A 15,751-nucleotide genomic window follows, 5' to 3' on the forward strand; every position below is an offset into this window, starting at 1 on the left:
ATGAAAATTACGTTTCAAGATCTATACACCGTTGAACAGCCCGCTGAATGGATGTCGCAATCCTTTCAGGGCTTCAATCTGGATAGTCGCAAAGTTACAGCAGGGCAAATATTTATTGCCCTGACTTCGTTTTCGCAACCTGAAAAAACAGCACAATTTGCACGTACAGCGTTAGAAAATGGTGCGTTGGCAGTTATTTCCGAAACTGATTTGGGCTTGGATCAAAGTGTCGTGATCGCTGATGTGCGTCAATTGATGGGGCAGTGGCAAAAGCAATATTTACAGGCGACTCAACCGGTTCAAGCTGCACGAATTTTGGCAGTGACGGGTACCAATGGTAAAACCACGATCTCTCGTTTAATCGCTGAATTACTCATGTTGCAAGGCAAAAAATGTGCAGTGATGGGAACCACTGGTAACGGAATTTTACCGAATTTAGAAGCCTCTTCTCACACCACTTTAGATGCGTTACATATGCAAAATGCATTGCATGCCTATGCGCTTGAGGGTGCAGAGTTTGCTGCCATAGAGGCAAGTTCGCACGGATTAGAACAAGGTCGATTAAATGGCTGTGCAATTGAAATTGCCGCATATAGCAATTTAAGTCGTGATCATTTGGATTATCATAAAACCCTTGAAGCCTATGCTGAAGCGAAATCACGTTTGTTCCAGTTTCCATCGCTCAAAGTTGCAGTCATCAATCTCGATGATGAACATGCAGAAGTGATGCTGAATGCCGCACGCCAAAATCCGGCTCAGCCTAAAATTTTGACTTATTCAACGCGTCAGGCTGCGGATTATCAAGTGACGGATATTCAATACAGCTTAACGGGCGCACAATTTAAATTGCGTACTGCTCAGGCTGAATTTGTGGTGCAAAGTCCATTATTGGGACACTTCAATATTGAAAATATTGTGGCGAGCTTAATTTCAGCGGAGCAAGCAGGTTTTGACTTATCTGCCTTGATCGCAACTGCGCCCGAGTTAAAAGGTGCACCGGGTCGTATGCAAGTGATTCGTGATGATGAACGCCTGTTCGTGGTGGATTATGCACATACACCAGATGCTTTAGTTCAAGTGTTACAGACCTTAAAACGTCATGTATCGCAACAGTTATGGGCGGTGTTTGGCTGTGGTGGTGATCGTGACCGTGGTAAGCGTCCATTGATGACACAAGCGGCATTAAACCATGCAGATGTTGCGTTGATTACCTCGGATAATCCACGTACTGAAAACCCAGAACAAATTTTTGCAGATATGAAGGCTGGTATTGATTTTACTGGAAAAACTGTCCATGAAATCCATGACCGCCGTGAAGCGATTAAATTCGCAGTCAACCATGCCCAAGCGGGTGATATTGTGGTGATTGCTGGTAAAGGCCATGAAAACTATCAAGAAATTGATGGTGTTCGACATTGGTTTGATGATGTGGTGGAAGTGAAATCAGCGATTGATTCACAACATCACAACACTGACTCGGCTTATCCAGCGCAATAGGAAACAGATATGCATACTTCAACGACCAGTACGGTTCCGTTAGAACCATGGACTGCCGAACAGTTGGTTCAAGCGACACAAGGTCACTGGCATAACAATCAAGCGCCGACAGGTTCTGTAAAACGAATTTTGACCGACTCACGTCATGCAGAGCAAGGTGACGCTTTTCTTGCCCTGAAAGGTGAACGCTTTGATGCGCATGACTTCCTTGCTCAAGTGGCTGAAAAGGGTTGTGAAATTGCCATTGTCAGTCATCCGGTCGATGTGGATATTTATCAGTTGGTGGTTGCAGATACACGTTTGGCGCTTGGACATTTGGGTGCATTTCGTCGTGCCCAAAACCCAGCTTTAAAAGTCATTGCCTTGACAGGAAGCAGTGGTAAAACCACAACCAAAGAGATGCTCGGGAGTATCCTTTCTCGTCTTGCACCAACATTAATTACGCGCGGTAATTTAAATAATGACCTTGGCGTACCGATGATGTTACTTGAGTTGCGTCTAGAACATCAGTATGCCGTGATGGAGCTTGGTGCCAGTCATAAGGGCGAAATTGATTACACCTCAAATTTGGTACAGCCTCAGGTTGCCGGTATTTTAAATATTGGCACTGCTCATATGGGTGAATTTGGTGGGCGTGATGGCATTTGTCGTGCCAAGTCTGAAATTTATGCACATATAGCGAAAACAGGAACTTCGATTGTTCCTGCGGCAGATGATTTTACAGATGCCATTCGTCAAGCGGTGCAAACTGAGCAAGTAATGAGTTTTGGTCAGGGCGGGGATGTCTTTGCGACTGAGACGGAGCTTCAGGCTCAATCTTCACGTTTTATCTTAAATACGCCACAAGGTGCACGTCCTGTTCAACTGCCATTTGCTGGTGAACATAATGTGCAAAATGCCACTGCAGCCGCAGCTTTCGCGTTGTCGATTGGCGTGAGTTTAGATGACATCGTTGTGGGTCTTGAACATGCAACTGGTGCCAAAGGTCGTCTAAACTTTATTCAACACAAAGATTACTTGTTTATTGACGATACTTACAATGCAAATCCAACCTCAATGCGTGCTGCTGCTGATGTACTTGCGCAGCAAGATGGCATCAAAGTCATGGTCATTGGGGATATTGGTGAGTTAGGTTCATCTGCTGCACAGCAGCACTACATGTTGGGACGTGATCTTGTCTCACACTCTGGTCTTCAATTTGTCGTTGCTGTCGGTGAGTTTTCACCTGCTGTGCAAGAAGGCGCGCGCAGTACCCAATATGGTAAAAAATTACAGGCCTTTCTTACTCAAGAACAGGCTTTACCGTTATTAATTAGTCTAGTCAAAACACATCAGCCTCAGTCCATGAGTTTCCTGTTTAAAGGTTCTCGTTATACCCACATGGAAACTTTGATGGCTGAATTGATGGAGAAACTTTAATGCTGTTATGGTTATTTGAGCAGCTTGCGGGTTATCACAGCTCGTTTCAGGTTGTTCGTTATTTAACGCTTCGTTCGCTACTCAGTGTCTTAACGGCATTGGCCATTGGTCTGTTGCTTGGACCTGTGATGATCCGCAAATTGCAAGCTCTCAAATATGGTCAGGCAGTCAGTTCATTTGCACCTGAAAATCATGCCAAAAAAATGGGCACACCGACTATGGGCGGTGTGTTGATTTTACTGTCTATTGGGATTTCAACCTTACTTTGGGCCGATCTTTCAAACCCTTATGTATGGATTGTACTTGGCGTGATGGTGATCTTTGGTGCTGTGGGTTGGGCAGATGACTGGATTAAAATCCGTTATAAAGACAATGCCGGTCTGCCTGCGAAGAAGAAATTCTTTTGGACTTCTGTGGCATCGTTAGGCGCCGGTATTGCGCTCTATGTGATTGCGACACAGCAAGCAAACCCAGTACATACCTCAAATATGTTGGATCTGCTGATTCCATTCTTTAAAGAAATTAGCATTCCGTTGTCTATTATTCCACTCGGTATTGGCTTTATTGTCTTTACTTATTTGGTGATTAACGGTGCATCTAATGCGGTGAACTTAACCGATGGTTTAGATGGTCTGGCGATTATGCCGATCGTTTTGGTTGCCGCAGGTTTAGGTGTATTTGCTTATCTGGCTGGTGATGTTCGTTTTGCCGATTATTTACATATTCCTTATGTGAAATATGCATCTGAACTGGTCGTGATCTGTGCGGCAATAATCGGTGCTGGTTTGGCATTCTTATGGTTTAATGCGCATCCTGCTCAAGTGTTTATGGGTGATGTCGGTGCCTTATCTCTAGGTGCGATGCTCGGTACGATCGCAGTCATGGTTCGTCAAGAAATCGTTTTTGCCATTATGGGCGGTGTCTTTGTGGTTGAAGCTATTTCTGTTTTCTTGCAAATTGGCTCACTGCGTATGCGGAACAAGCGTGTATTCTTAATGGCACCGCTGCACCATCACTATGAGAAAAAGGGATGGCGTGAAACTCAGGTGGTGATTCGTTTTTGGATTATCACAATTATGCTGGTAGTTTTGGGTCTAATGACTTTAAAATTACGTTAAGCAAATAAATAAACGAAACCGGCATTTGCTCCCACAGATGCCGGTTTTTTTATTTCAAAAATATAGTGGAGTAAATGATGAACCTGTTGATGTGTCCTGTATGCCGTGAAGCATTGAAACTCACAGAGCGGACATGGCGCTGTGAAAATAATCATAGCTATGATGTTGCAAAACAAGGCTATGTCAATTTACATGTGGTTCAACATAAACACAGTAAAAACCCGGGTGATACGCCTGAATCTGTACAGGCGCGTCGAGCATTTTTAAGTGCAGGTCACTATGCACCTTTGCAACAGGAAGTGGTGGCTTTGATTCAAAAGTTACGTGTTGAAAACTTGTTGGATATTGGCTGTGGTGAAGGCTATTACACCAATGCGATGCAAGCTGAAGTATTACAGTGTGTGGGTGTCGATATCGCTAAAAATGCTGTGCAAGTCGCCGCTAAACTGAATAAAGAGGTGACTTGGGTGGTAGGGACAGGGGCGACCTTGCCTGTGTTAGATCACTCAATTGACTTGTGTACGAGTTTATTTAGTCCTATTCCTAAAGAAGAAATCCTTCGTGTGTTAAAGCCTGAGGGGCACTTGATGGTGGTCACACCTGCGCCAGAGCATCTTTATGCAATGCGTGAAGCCTTATTTGAAGAAGTAAAACCCCATGAACCGCATAAATTTGTGGAACAACTAGCTGCTGACTTTGAATTGGAAAGTGAGCAAGTAGTACAGGCGAAAATGTCACTTTCTCAGCAGGATCTCAAAAACTTAATTGCAATGACACCTTATGCCTATAAAGTCAAAGCTGAGCGTCGAGAAGCTTTAGAAAAAAATGAACAATTTGAGTTGCAAGCGCAGTATCAAATTTATCTCTTTAAAAAGAAATAATGCATTGGAAGTGATAAAAAAAGCCCTCGTTTGAGGGCTTTTTTATGCAGCTTATTTACTGAACTTGATCGATGAGATGATCAAGTGCGTCAGTTTTATGCTCTGTACCTTGTGGTTTAGGCTGCATTGGTGGTGGCGCAGTTCGAGTAGGTGCAAGATTGGTTTCAGCAGACCGTGGAAGATCTTCAAAATCATTTTGCGTGGCCTGTGGTTTTGGTACAACAGGAGCAGGACGATACAGCGGTTGAGCCATTGGCGGCGTTGCTGCACGATCTTGTTCAGGTTGACCTTGAGTCGCTTTAGCTGAATTGCGATTGATTGGATTCTTGGCATGAGTGTCTAAACGCACCCAAGCTTCAGGTGTGCCTTTGAGTGATTTCGCCATAAAATCTGACCAAATTGGCAGAGCTGCAACACCACCATATTCACGACGACCTAAGGTAGAGGGTTGGTCAAAACCGACCCAAGCCACAGTGACTAATTTTCCATTAAATCCAGCAAACCACGCGTCTTTTGCGTCATTGGTTGTACCGGTTTTACCGCCTAAATCTCCGCGACCAATTTTTAAAGCCGCTCGACCTGTACCATGTTGGATCACGTCACGCAAGATGTTCGCCATATCAAAGGCCGAACTTGACTTCAAAATTCGCTGAGCTTGTTTATAGTTTGCTGCTTCAGTATCGGAAATTTTTGATTCAGCGGGCTTGTTATTCTGATTAGTGACTTCAATCACTTCATCATCCGGCGTGGTTGGATCTGCAGATTCAACTTCGTCTTTTTGATTAATACATTGAATACATGCATATTCAGGATTGGCTTGATAAATCACTTTGCCATAAGCATCTTCAATACGGCTAATAAAGTGCGGTTGAATACGATATCCACCGTTGGCAAATGTCGCATAACCTGTCGCCATTTGAATCGGCAACACCTGTGGGGTACCTAAAGCAATGGTGTAGTTACGTGGAATTTGGTTTTCTTGTAAGCCAAAATCCATAAATAATTGGCGAGTACGTTCAATTCCGACGACTTGTAATAAGCGAACTGAAACTGTGTTACGTGATAAATAGAGGGCACGGCGTAGAGGTATCATCCCTAAATACCGACCGTCAGAGTTTTTAGGCGTCCATTTGCCAATCGTAATTGGATTGTCATTGACCATGGAGTATGGAGTCATACCGCGTTCAAGTGCTAAAGCATAAACAAAGGGTTTAATGGTTGAACCCGGCTGACGCCAGCCTTGTAGAGCACGGTTAAATTTAGATTGATAAAAATTATAACCACCGACAATGGCTTCAATGCCACCATTATTGGGGTTGAGTGCGATTAATTGACCTTGCGCTTTTGGAATTTGCACCAAAGCCCATGAGCTTTTATCAGCATTCGGACGTAGGCGAATAATATCTTTTACTTTAACAATTTGTGAGGCTTTGCTTGGCGCATTGCCTACACTATTGGCATTGCGATAGGGACGTGCCCAAGACAGACCTGACCATGGAACAGTCACACTACTGCCGTCTTGCATCAACACTTCGATACTGGTGTTATTGACTTTAGTGACTTCGGCAGGATAAGTGTTAGCATATGGAATAAAGTTTTTTAATGGCTCATCATGTGCTTCTGCACCACGCCAACCATGTCGTCTATCGTAAGCTTCAAGACCATCTTGCACAGCTTGCTCAGCATAGGCTTGGCGTTGGCTGTTGATGGTGGTATAGACTTTATAGCCAGAATCTATCGCTTGTTCGCCAAACTTTTCTACGAGCTCAGAGCGAACCATTTCCCCGACATAGGGGAATTTGTTGCTAACTCCGCGGTCAGGCATATCGAGATTAATTGGTTCAGCAATTGCTTCTTGATATTCCGATTGATTGATATAACCCAATTGCAACATACGTCCTAAAATCCAATTACGACGCTCTAAAGCACGTTTTGGATTGGCTACAGGATTATATTTTGATGGTGCTTTGGGTAGGCCTGAAATCATTGCCATTTGAGCCAAGCTCAAATCTTGCAAGCTCTTGTTATAATAAATTTTTGCAGCTGCTGCGATCCCGTATGCATTTTTGCCCAAAAAGATTTTGTTAACATACAGCGTTAAAATTTCTTCCTTACTTAGATTTTGTTCAATTTTTCGAGCAAGGAAAACTTCGGTTAGTTTACGTTTTAAAGTACGCTCTGGAGTCAGATAATAGTTTTTTGCAACCTGCATGGTAATGGTTGAACCACCCGTTTGCACATCTGAGCCTGTAATACTTTCACTGACGGCACGCCCCAATCCTTTGAAACTAATTCCGCTGTGTTCAAAGAACGAAGAATCTTCCGCAGCTAAAAAGCCATGAATGAAATGAGACGGGATTTGGTCGTACTCTACAGGAACCGAAAGTTTGCCACCATATTCTGCAATCAGCTCATTATCAGCACTATAAACTTGCAATGGTTTTAATAATGGAGCCTTTTTTAAGATGGACATTTCAGGCAAAGACGGGGCAATATAGAGATACATGCCATAGAAACCCATTGGAATTGCGACCAAAATAATAATAATGGCCAAAAAAAATGGATGAACAAGGCCTGAACAAGATAGCTTTTTCATAACAAGTAAGTTTTAATAAGAGCTAATGGCAAACTAATTGGTGGTCAGTATATCCTTTCGATATACGGATTGTTAGATGAGTTATTGTATCTGTATAAAATTATAGACCAATGCTAATTAGTGGGTTAATTTTTTTGGGGATAAAAAAATAATAGGAATTATATTGTGCTCAGGTTATATCGTAAGCCAAATAAGGGGTTAATAGGAGTAGATATTAGTTCGACTTCTGTTAAGGTTTTGGAACTTTCTGTAAAGAGTGGGCGGTATTGGGTAGAAAGCTATGCTTTGGTGCCATTACCAGAAGGAAGTGTTGTTGAAAAGAACATATTGAATCCGGAAGCTGTCGGTGACTGTTTAGAGCGCGCAATTAATTTGGCCAATACGCAGACCACTAATGCAGCTTTGGCGGTTCCAACGTCGATGGTGATTACAAAAATCATCGAAATGGACGCAGATATGAACGATGATGAACGTGAAATTCAGATTCGTGATGATGCTGAGCAATATATTCCGTTCCCACTTGATGAAGCGAGCCTTGATTTTGAGGTCTTGCCAGATCGTCTGTCCAACCCAAATCGTGTCAATGTTTTGCTTGTCGCTACGCGTATTGAAAATGTTGAAGCGCGTGCGGAAGTCATTCAGCTTGCTGGTCTTACACCAAAAATTGGTGATGTAGAAAGCTTTGCAATTGAAAATGCATTTAAAGTTTTCTCAGATACTTTGCCAATGGGTGTGAATACCGTGGGTATTTTAGATATTGGTCATAGTATGACGACCTTATCTGTCATGCAGAATAACAAAGTGATTTATACCCGTGAGCAAGTGTTTGGTGGCAAACAATTGACACAGGAAATTCAAAATCGCTATGCATTGTCTTTCGAAGAAGCAGGTCGAGCGAAAAAAACACGTGCCTTGCCAGATGATTATGATATCGAAGTCTTAGAACCCTTCTTAGAAGCTGTCGTTCAACAAGCAGCACGTTCTTTACAGTTCTTTTTCTCATCTTCACAGTTCAACGAAATTGACCATATTTTATTGGCAGGGGGGAATGCCAATATTCCGGGGCTTGCAAAATTACTTCAACAAAAATTGGGTTACCGCGTCACGATTGCCAATCCATTCTTACAAATGGGTTTTTCACCTCAAATTGATATTAAAAAAATTGAAAATGATGCCTCATCACTCATGGTGGCATGCGGTCTAGCATTGAGGAGTTTTGATTAATGGCAAAAATTAACTTGCTCCCTTGGCGTGATGAGCTAAGAGAGAAACGAAAAAAAGAATTTATTGCACTTTGTATTGGGGCTTTCTTAATTGGGGTAATTGGGGTTGGTTTAACATGGTTGTACTTTGATCACAAATTAAAAGATCAAGAACAAGCGAACCAATTGATTATCAGTCATAACCAAAACTTAGATGTTCAATTAAAGTCTTTGGATGGTTTACAAGAACAGCGTAATGCCATTATTGAACGAATGAAGTTGATTCAAGGCTTACAAGGTCAACGTCCAATTGCTGTACATCTTGTAGATGAATTGGTTCGTGTGACACCTGCCAATATGTACATCACAAAATTTGAACGTAATGGCGACAAATTTATGATCGAAGGGCGTGCGGAAAGTCCAAACACTGTTGCAGATCTACTGCGTAATTTGGAAGCATCACCTTGGTATCGTAATGCCTTCATGAGCTCATTCCTTGTGGCGGAAGAGAAAAAAGACAAAGCGCCGACGTCAGTGGTTCCTCGCGTAGAAGAATCTTATGGTGCATTTACTGTGACTGCTGATTTGGAGCAAATTGCGCAGCCGACCATTAATGATCCAGCAGTAAATGCAGGACAGTCAGCTTCATCGGCGCAAACATCTGACGCACAAACTGCAGCAAAACCAACTCCGGAGGCTGCAAAATGAGTCGTGATGAATTTGAACAATTGAATCAAGATGCTGTGGTCATTCCGAAAAAGAAAATGACTTTTGATAAGTTTGTACAGCAGTTCAATACGCTAGATCCGAATAACTATGGTAGTTGGCCAATTTCAGTCAAAATTACATGTTGGATTTTTATCATTATCCTTGTGGCAATTTTGGGCTATTTCTTGGCGATTAAAGGCAAGATTGAAGCTATTTCAAGTGCCAATGCACAAGAACAAAATTTGTTAAATGAGTTTCGTGAAAAAGATTCAAAACTACGTAATTTGCAACAATATCAGCTGCAGTTGCAGGATATGGAAGCACGTTTTAATCAACAATTAGAACAATTGCCGAAAGAAACTGAAATTCCAGGTTTGGTTGAAGATATCAACTTAACAGGCGTGAATTCTGGATTGAAATTTAAAATTATTCGTCTTGAGCCTGAAGTGAAGCAAGAGTTCTTTACGGAACAGCCAATTCATATTGAGGCAACAGGTGATTACCACGCCTTTGGTTCATTTGTAAGTAGCATTGCGGGGCTTTCACGGATTGTGACTTTGCATAATTTAACGATTACAGCAACTGAAAATAAAGAAAAGAACTCAGATATTCCAAAAATTGACTATGTGATTTCTGCAAAAACATATCGTTATGAAGGGAATACTGAAAGTGCTGCGAAAGCTGCAGATTCAGCAAGCACACAGGAGGCTCCAAAATGAAAATGAATAAATTGGCACTTTCTGTGATGGTTGGATTTGTATTGGCTGGTTGTGAATCACGTATTGATGTGGTCAATCAAGAGATGGCAAATATACGCAATCAAGCTCCACTAGCGATTGAACCTGCGCCAGATTTTGTACCTGTCGAAACTTTTAATTATGCGGCGCATTCTTTAAAAAGTCCGTTCTTGCCAAGTTCCTTGGCAGCAGAACTTAAAATCATGGCAGGTAAGCGTGTTTATCCAAACTTGAGCCGTCAGCCTCAACCTTTGGAGAGTTATGCACTCGAAACCCTGAATATGAAGGGTAGTATGCGTAACCAATCTGGGCAAATACTAGCCTTGATTCAGACACCTGATGGTGAAGTTGAGCGTATTCAACGTGGAAGTTATATGGGGCTCAATCATGGTCGAGTGGTAAATATTACCCCGACGCAAATTGATTTGATTGAGATTATTCCGGATGGGCGAGAAGGATATGTAGAGCGTCCTAGAAGTCTCATATTAATTGGACCAGCACCTTAAGCTTAAAGGAATAAAAATGAAGAATAGTGTACAAGATTTTATTTTTGGGGATGGCAATACAATGAATCATGTGTTTCGTCAGTTTTCGATGGGGGCTGTTGCAATGGCGATGATGCAAGTTGCCAATGCTCAGGTGAGTGTAACCAATGTGGTACCAATGCAAATTCCAGGTCAAGGGACTGAAATTCGCGTGATGTTTAATGGCTTGCCGCCGCAACCACAAGCTTATCAACTCGATCAACCATCACGACTAGTTTTAGACTTTGATAAAGCACAGCAAAATTTAAAACAAAGTTCAATTCCTGTTGCAACGGCTGAAGCGAGCACTGTGGATGTGAGTTCGGATGCACAACGTGCGCGCTTAACTGTGAATTTAGCCAATGCTGGCGCTTTTACCACGCGTGTTGAAGGTAATACCTTTATTTTAAAAATCAACTCTGCACAAGCTGCAAATTATGTACAGCCTGTAGCACAACGTCAGCAACAGGGCATCTCAAATATTGGTTTCCACCGTGGTTCTAATGGTGAAGGTCAAGTTGTTGTTGATTTACTGGGTGGAAATACTCCCGTTGATGTTCAACAGCAAGGCAGTAAAGTGGTGATCCGTACTTTAGGCAATAAAGTACCTGCACATTTGACTCGCCGTTTAAATGTCAATGATTTTGCAACACCTGTTGCAACGGTGGATGCACATAATGATGGCGGTAATGGTGTGATTACCATTCAGTCGACGGGCAGCTATGAATATATGGCGTACCAAACTGATAATAAATTAACGGTAAGTTTGAAACGTCCGGAAGATAAGAATCCATTACGTCCTAAAGCTGCCAATCATTATACCGGTAAGAAGATTTCATTAGACTTCCAAGATATTGAAGTACGTCGTGTGCTGCAACTTTTGGCTGATTTTACCGAAATCAATATGGTTGCTGCTGATACGGTTCAAGGAAATATTACACTTCGCTTAAAAGATGTGCCTTGGGATCAAGCACTAGATATCGTATTGAAAACCAAGAATTTGGACAAACGTCGTAATGGTAATGTGATTTGGATTGCGCCTGTATCTGAGTTGATTAAAGCGGAAGAAGAAGAAGCAAAAGCCTTACGTCAAAGTATGAAGTTGGCACCATTACAGACTGAATATTTAACGTTAAGCTATGCAAAAGCTGCTGAGATAGAGAAGCTGATTACGCAGTCTAAAACTGCGGGTAATAGCGGTTCGTCAAATAATAGTAATAATGCTGATGATGATCGGGGTAATTTGTTAAGTCCACGCGGAACGATTTCTGCAGATACGCGTACAAATACACTGATTATTAATGATACCGCGCAAAACATTGATCAGATTCGTAAGATGGTGGATTTGCTTGATGTATCAGTCAAGCAGGTCATGGTTGAAGCACGTATTGTAAAAGCATCTACTGACTTTACCAAAGAAATGGGTGTGAAATGGGGTCTCTTGTCTCAAGGGATTAACCAAAATGACCATTTATTGGTGGGTGGTAGTGATACTACGCTTTGGGACTTAAAAACACCGGATGATGATGGTAAATATACGATTCAGCGTCCAAGTAACTTAAACGTGGACTTAGGGGTGACTACTGCAGGTGCCAGTCGAATTGCGTTCGGCTTAATTAGTCTTTCTGATTTTATGTTGGATTTAGAGCTTTCTGCTTTACAAGCAGATGGTTATGGTGAAGTCATTTCTACACCAAAAGTACTGACAGCGGATAAACAACCCGCCAAAGTTGCATCAGGTCAAGAAATTCCATATCAAACCACAACGGGTACAGGTTCAAATGCGACTTCTTCTACCGAGTTTAAAGAAGCTTTATTAAGTCTGGATGTCACGCCTAGCATTACTCCAGATGGTAAAGTGCAAATGAAGCTGAATATCAAGAGCGACTCACCAGCAGGATATGCACAAAATGGTGAAATCATCCTGAATAAAAATGAAATTAATACCGATGTCTTAGTCAACAATGGTGAAACTGTTGTGCTCGGCGGTATTTTTAATCAGGAAACACAAAGTAAGCAAACTAAAGTACCGTTCTTAGGTGATATTCCTTATGTGGGTCGCTTATTCCGTAAAGATATGAAAAGCGATGCAAAAAATGAGTTACTGATTTTTGTTACTCCGCGAATTGTTAATGACAGTGTTACCAGAAATCATTAATATATTTTCAATTTAACAAAAGAAATAGGTGACTCCTTGCCAAGCAAAGAGTTTGAAACCCTACCAAATATCTATTTGGTAGGGCCAATGGGGGCAGGAAAAACAACCGTAGGGCGACATTTAGCAGAATTGTTAGGACGTGAATTTCTAGACAGTGATCATGAAATTGAACGTAAAACAGGTGCGACCATTCCTTGGATTTTTGAAAAGGAAGGGGAAAAAGGCTTTAGAAGTCGTGAAACGAATGTCATTGATGAGTTAACTGCAAAGAAACAACTGGTCTTGGCGACTGGCGGTGGTGCTGTGACTCAGCCCCCAAATCGTGAATTTTTAAAACAACGAGGTATTGTTGTTTATCTATATACTCCGGTGGAAATTCAGTTACAACGAACCTACCGCGACAAAAATCGCCCACTTCTTCAAGTGGAAAATCCAGAGCAAAAGCTACGAGATTTATTGGCTGCCCGTGATCCTCTTTATCGTGAAGTCGCCCACTATATTATTGAAACCAATCAAGGTGCGGCGAGAGATCTTGCGCAAAAAATTTTTAATTTAATTGTTTCACAAAATATATCTCGTTAGAAAAGGTTAAATTCATGCAAACCTTACATGTTGAACTCGGTGATCGTCGCTACCCTATTTTTATTGGGAGTGACCTTAATCCACAAACTTTACTTGAGCCTTATATTCAGGGTAAACAAGTGATGATTGTCTCTAATACCACAGTTGCCCCGCTCTATTTAAAACATTATGTAGAAGCAATTGAGGCAGTAGGGAAAACTGTTGCGACATGTATTTTGCCTGATGGTGAAAAGTATAAAAATTTAGACCATTTGAATTTAATTTTTGATGCCTTGCTCGAAGCAGGCTTTAACCGCGATTGTACGGTTTTGGCATTAGGTGGTGGTGTTATTGGAGATATGACCGGTTTTGCCTCTGCATGCTATCAACGCGGTGTGTATTTTATTCAAGTACCGACGACTTTACTTTCTCAAGTGGATTCAAGTGTTGGTGGCAAAACAGGGATTAACCATCCACTAGGTAAAAACATGATTGGTGCCTTTCAGCAACCCCAAGTGGTTCTTGCGGATATGGCGCAATTAAAAACTTTGCCAGCGCGTGAACTTTCTGCAGGTTTGGCTGAAGTGATCAAATATGCGTTGTTGGGTGATGTTGAATTCTTAACTTGGCTTGAACAGCATATGGATGCTTTAGTTGCAGGTGATGCAACTTTGTTGGCTGAAGCGGTTTATCGTTCATGTGCCCATAAAGCGCGTATTGTGGCCAATGATGAAAAAGAACAAGGTGAGCGTGCGTTATTAAACTTGGGTCATACCTTTGGCCATGCGATTGAATCGTACTTGGGGTATGGTGAATGGTTACATGGCGAAGCCGTTGCAACAGGGATGGTGATGGCTGCAGATTTGTCCCATCGTATGGGCTGGATCACAGTTGAAGATTTAGAGCGTACAAAAAAAATCATTTTACGTGCACAATTACCGATAGTTTGTCCTAAAATTCCGCTAGAGGAATTTTTGGCGTATATGTCCCATGATAAAAAAGTATTGAATGGGCAATTACGACTTATTTTACTGAAATCATTAGGTCAGGCCATCATCACCAAAGAGTTTGATGTCGAATTAATGAAACAGGCAATTTTGGCAAATCAGGCAGAGTAGGTACATCATGGCAGCGCGGCAGTCTCAATGGCAAAAAGTTCATCACTACACATGGTTGGTGGGTGGAGCTGTGTGTCTGTTCGCTGCATTGGTTTTTTGGGCGATTACAGATACCAAAGAATTGGTTGAAGTTGAAAAACAAGCGGAAACCGAAGTCGATTTACAAATTCAGCCAGAGAAAGTGGCAGCAATGTCCCATCTTGGTGCATTAAATGACGAAGTGCGTCCGCTTGATATGACGACCCGTGTGGTTGCTACGGCTCAACATGAACCAGAATTTCGCGGCACTAAATTTATCAATGATTCTGTCAAGCTTTATGGTATTGAATTATTTAGGGTTTCTGAAGAAGATATTTTAAAAAGCTTCTTACGCAAGCAGCCTGAGCGTCACAAATTTATTTATCTACGTCTTTCTGGTGAAGACCATCCTGAGCAATACGTCATTTTAACAGGACCATATTCGTCTCAAAATGATGCGAAAACTGCAATGTCGAGCCTCAATATTGCTTTGCCTGCATCAATTAAACCTAAGGTTGTGGAATTTAAACAATATCAAGCATATGTGAATGACTTAGGCGCGGAAGAAATGTCGTCGAGTCAAAAGTTATATGCTGTTAAATTAAAGTCTGTGCCTTTACCGAAAATTGATGAAGCTCAAATCGCAGCACGAAAAGCAGCGGCTGCAGCGTCGGTAACAACTCCAGCTAATGCAACAACAAGTACTACGGTGACTCGCCGTGATGCTGAAGGGAATGTGATTGATGTGCAAAAATCACAAAGTAGTGTAGATGCACCACGTCCAAAACCTGCACCGGTAGAGCAAGAAGTAACCGATCCATTCAATTAGTTCTAAAATAGCGCAAGATGTCTTAGGAAAAGTCTAAACTGCACAGAAAAAGTGCATAAAATTATAAAAGAACAATTTAAATTATTTGTTATAACTAAAAAATGTTTGTAATCAGCCATCTTAGGAGAAAATGCATCAAGTTGGCATGTAAATTGCTTGATTGGTGCGTAAATTGAACTTTTCTCCCTGTTTTGGCGCGAAAATGATTCGATAAAAGTGCGAAGTCATTAATCCAGTCGTTATCCCTGATCTGAACTGCAAAAGCAGAAAATTTGACTTTTATTCATGCATCTAAGATGAATTCGGTTTATCTTAAGGGTGTGAATAAGAAATAATTTTGCTCGACAGAACAATTCATGTGAGTAAGTTAAGACGAATCGCAACA

At 41.7% G+C, this 15,751-nt stretch carries 13 protein-coding genes; 12 read left to right on the top strand and 1 reads right to left on the bottom strand.

What is annotated here, in order from left to right:
- The 4 genes from FTV50_RS09570 to FTV50_RS09585 all read left to right on the top strand — a co-directional run bounded on the left by FTV50_RS09570 (nt 1) and on the right by FTV50_RS09585 (nt 4,915).
- Complete coding sequence (locus FTV50_RS09570; RefSeq protein ID WP_180024281.1) at nt 1-1,497, top strand: UDP-N-acetylmuramoyl-L-alanyl-D-glutamate--2,6-diaminopimelate ligase; 1,497 nt, start codon at nt 1-3, stop codon at nt 1,495-1,497.
- A gap of 9 nt (nt 1,498-1,506) precedes the next feature.
- Nucleotides 1,507-2,916: a UDP-N-acetylmuramoyl-tripeptide--D-alanyl-D-alanine ligase gene (murF, locus tag FTV50_RS09575; RefSeq protein WP_180024282.1), complete on the top strand. Its 1,410-nt coding sequence runs from the start codon at nt 1,507-1,509 to the stop codon at nt 2,914-2,916.
- Nucleotides 2,916-4,034 carry a phospho-N-acetylmuramoyl-pentapeptide-transferase gene (gene mraY, locus FTV50_RS09580; RefSeq protein ID WP_180024283.1) on the top strand — a complete coding sequence of 373 codons (1,119 nt, stop codon included), beginning with the start codon at nt 2,916-2,918 and terminating at the stop codon, nt 4,032-4,034. Before murF ends, mraY begins: the two co-directional genes overlap by 1 nt.
- A 77-nt stretch (nt 4,035-4,111) precedes the next feature.
- Nucleotides 4,112-4,915, top strand: coding sequence for a putative RNA methyltransferase (locus FTV50_RS09585; protein WP_180024372.1), 804 nt, complete (start codon nt 4,112-4,114; stop codon nt 4,913-4,915).
- A gap of 55 nt (nt 4,916-4,970) precedes the next feature.
- Here the strand turns inward: FTV50_RS09585 and ponA are convergent, their stop codons facing one another.
- Entirely contained in the window at nt 4,971-7,511 is a 2,541-nt protein-coding gene (ponA, locus tag FTV50_RS09590) for a penicillin-binding protein PBP1a (RefSeq protein WP_180024284.1), read from the bottom strand.
- A gap of 165 nt (nt 7,512-7,676) precedes the next feature.
- On the opposite strand from ponA, the gene FTV50_RS09595 reads away from it, so the two are divergent.
- The 8 genes from FTV50_RS09595 (at nt 7,677) to FTV50_RS09630 (ending at nt 15,366) form a co-directional block, all read left to right on the top strand.
- Nucleotides 7,677-8,735 (top strand): pilus assembly protein PilM, encoded by a 1,059-nt coding sequence (locus FTV50_RS09595; protein WP_078192532.1) that lies wholly within the window; start codon nt 7,677-7,679, stop codon nt 8,733-8,735.
- Complete coding sequence (locus FTV50_RS09600) at nt 8,735-9,421, top strand: PilN domain-containing protein (RefSeq protein WP_180024285.1); 687 nt, start codon at nt 8,735-8,737, stop codon at nt 9,419-9,421. The genes FTV50_RS09595 and FTV50_RS09600 overlap by 1 nt, the downstream gene beginning before the upstream one ends.
- Nucleotides 9,418-10,140, top strand: coding sequence for a type 4a pilus biogenesis protein PilO (locus FTV50_RS09605; protein ID WP_078192531.1), 723 nt, complete (start codon nt 9,418-9,420; stop codon nt 10,138-10,140). Before FTV50_RS09600 ends, FTV50_RS09605 begins: the two co-directional genes overlap by 4 nt.
- A complete protein-coding gene (locus tag FTV50_RS09610; protein ID WP_078192530.1) occupies nt 10,137-10,664 on the top strand; it encodes a pilus assembly protein PilP in 528 nt (175 codons plus the stop codon). The genes FTV50_RS09605 and FTV50_RS09610 overlap by 4 nt, the downstream gene beginning before the upstream one ends.
- A 61-nt stretch (nt 10,665-10,725) precedes the next feature.
- A complete protein-coding gene (gene pilQ / locus FTV50_RS09615; protein WP_180024373.1) occupies nt 10,726-12,840 on the top strand; it encodes a type IV pilus secretin PilQ in 2,115 nt (704 codons plus the stop codon).
- 36 nt (nt 12,841-12,876) lie between these two features.
- The gene (aroK, locus tag FTV50_RS09620; protein ID WP_078189378.1) at nt 12,877-13,422 is read left to right on the top strand and encodes a shikimate kinase AroK; all 546 of its coding nucleotides are present in this window, start codon (nt 12,877-12,879) and stop codon (nt 13,420-13,422) included.
- 14 nt (nt 13,423-13,436) lie between these two features.
- Nucleotides 13,437-14,519, top strand: coding sequence for a 3-dehydroquinate synthase (gene aroB / locus FTV50_RS09625; RefSeq protein ID WP_180024286.1), 1,083 nt, complete (start codon nt 13,437-13,439; stop codon nt 14,517-14,519).
- Nucleotides 14,520-14,526: 7 nt separating this feature from the next.
- Nucleotides 14,527-15,366, top strand: a complete 840-nt coding sequence (locus FTV50_RS09630; protein ID WP_180024287.1) for a hypothetical protein — start codon at nt 14,527-14,529, stop codon at nt 15,364-15,366.
- Nucleotides 15,367-15,751: the final 385 nt, after the last annotated feature.

The organism is Acinetobacter sp. YH1901134, from assembly GCF_013416965.1.
GTDB classification, from domain to species: Bacteria; Pseudomonadota; Gammaproteobacteria; order Pseudomonadales; family Moraxellaceae; genus Acinetobacter; species Acinetobacter amyesii.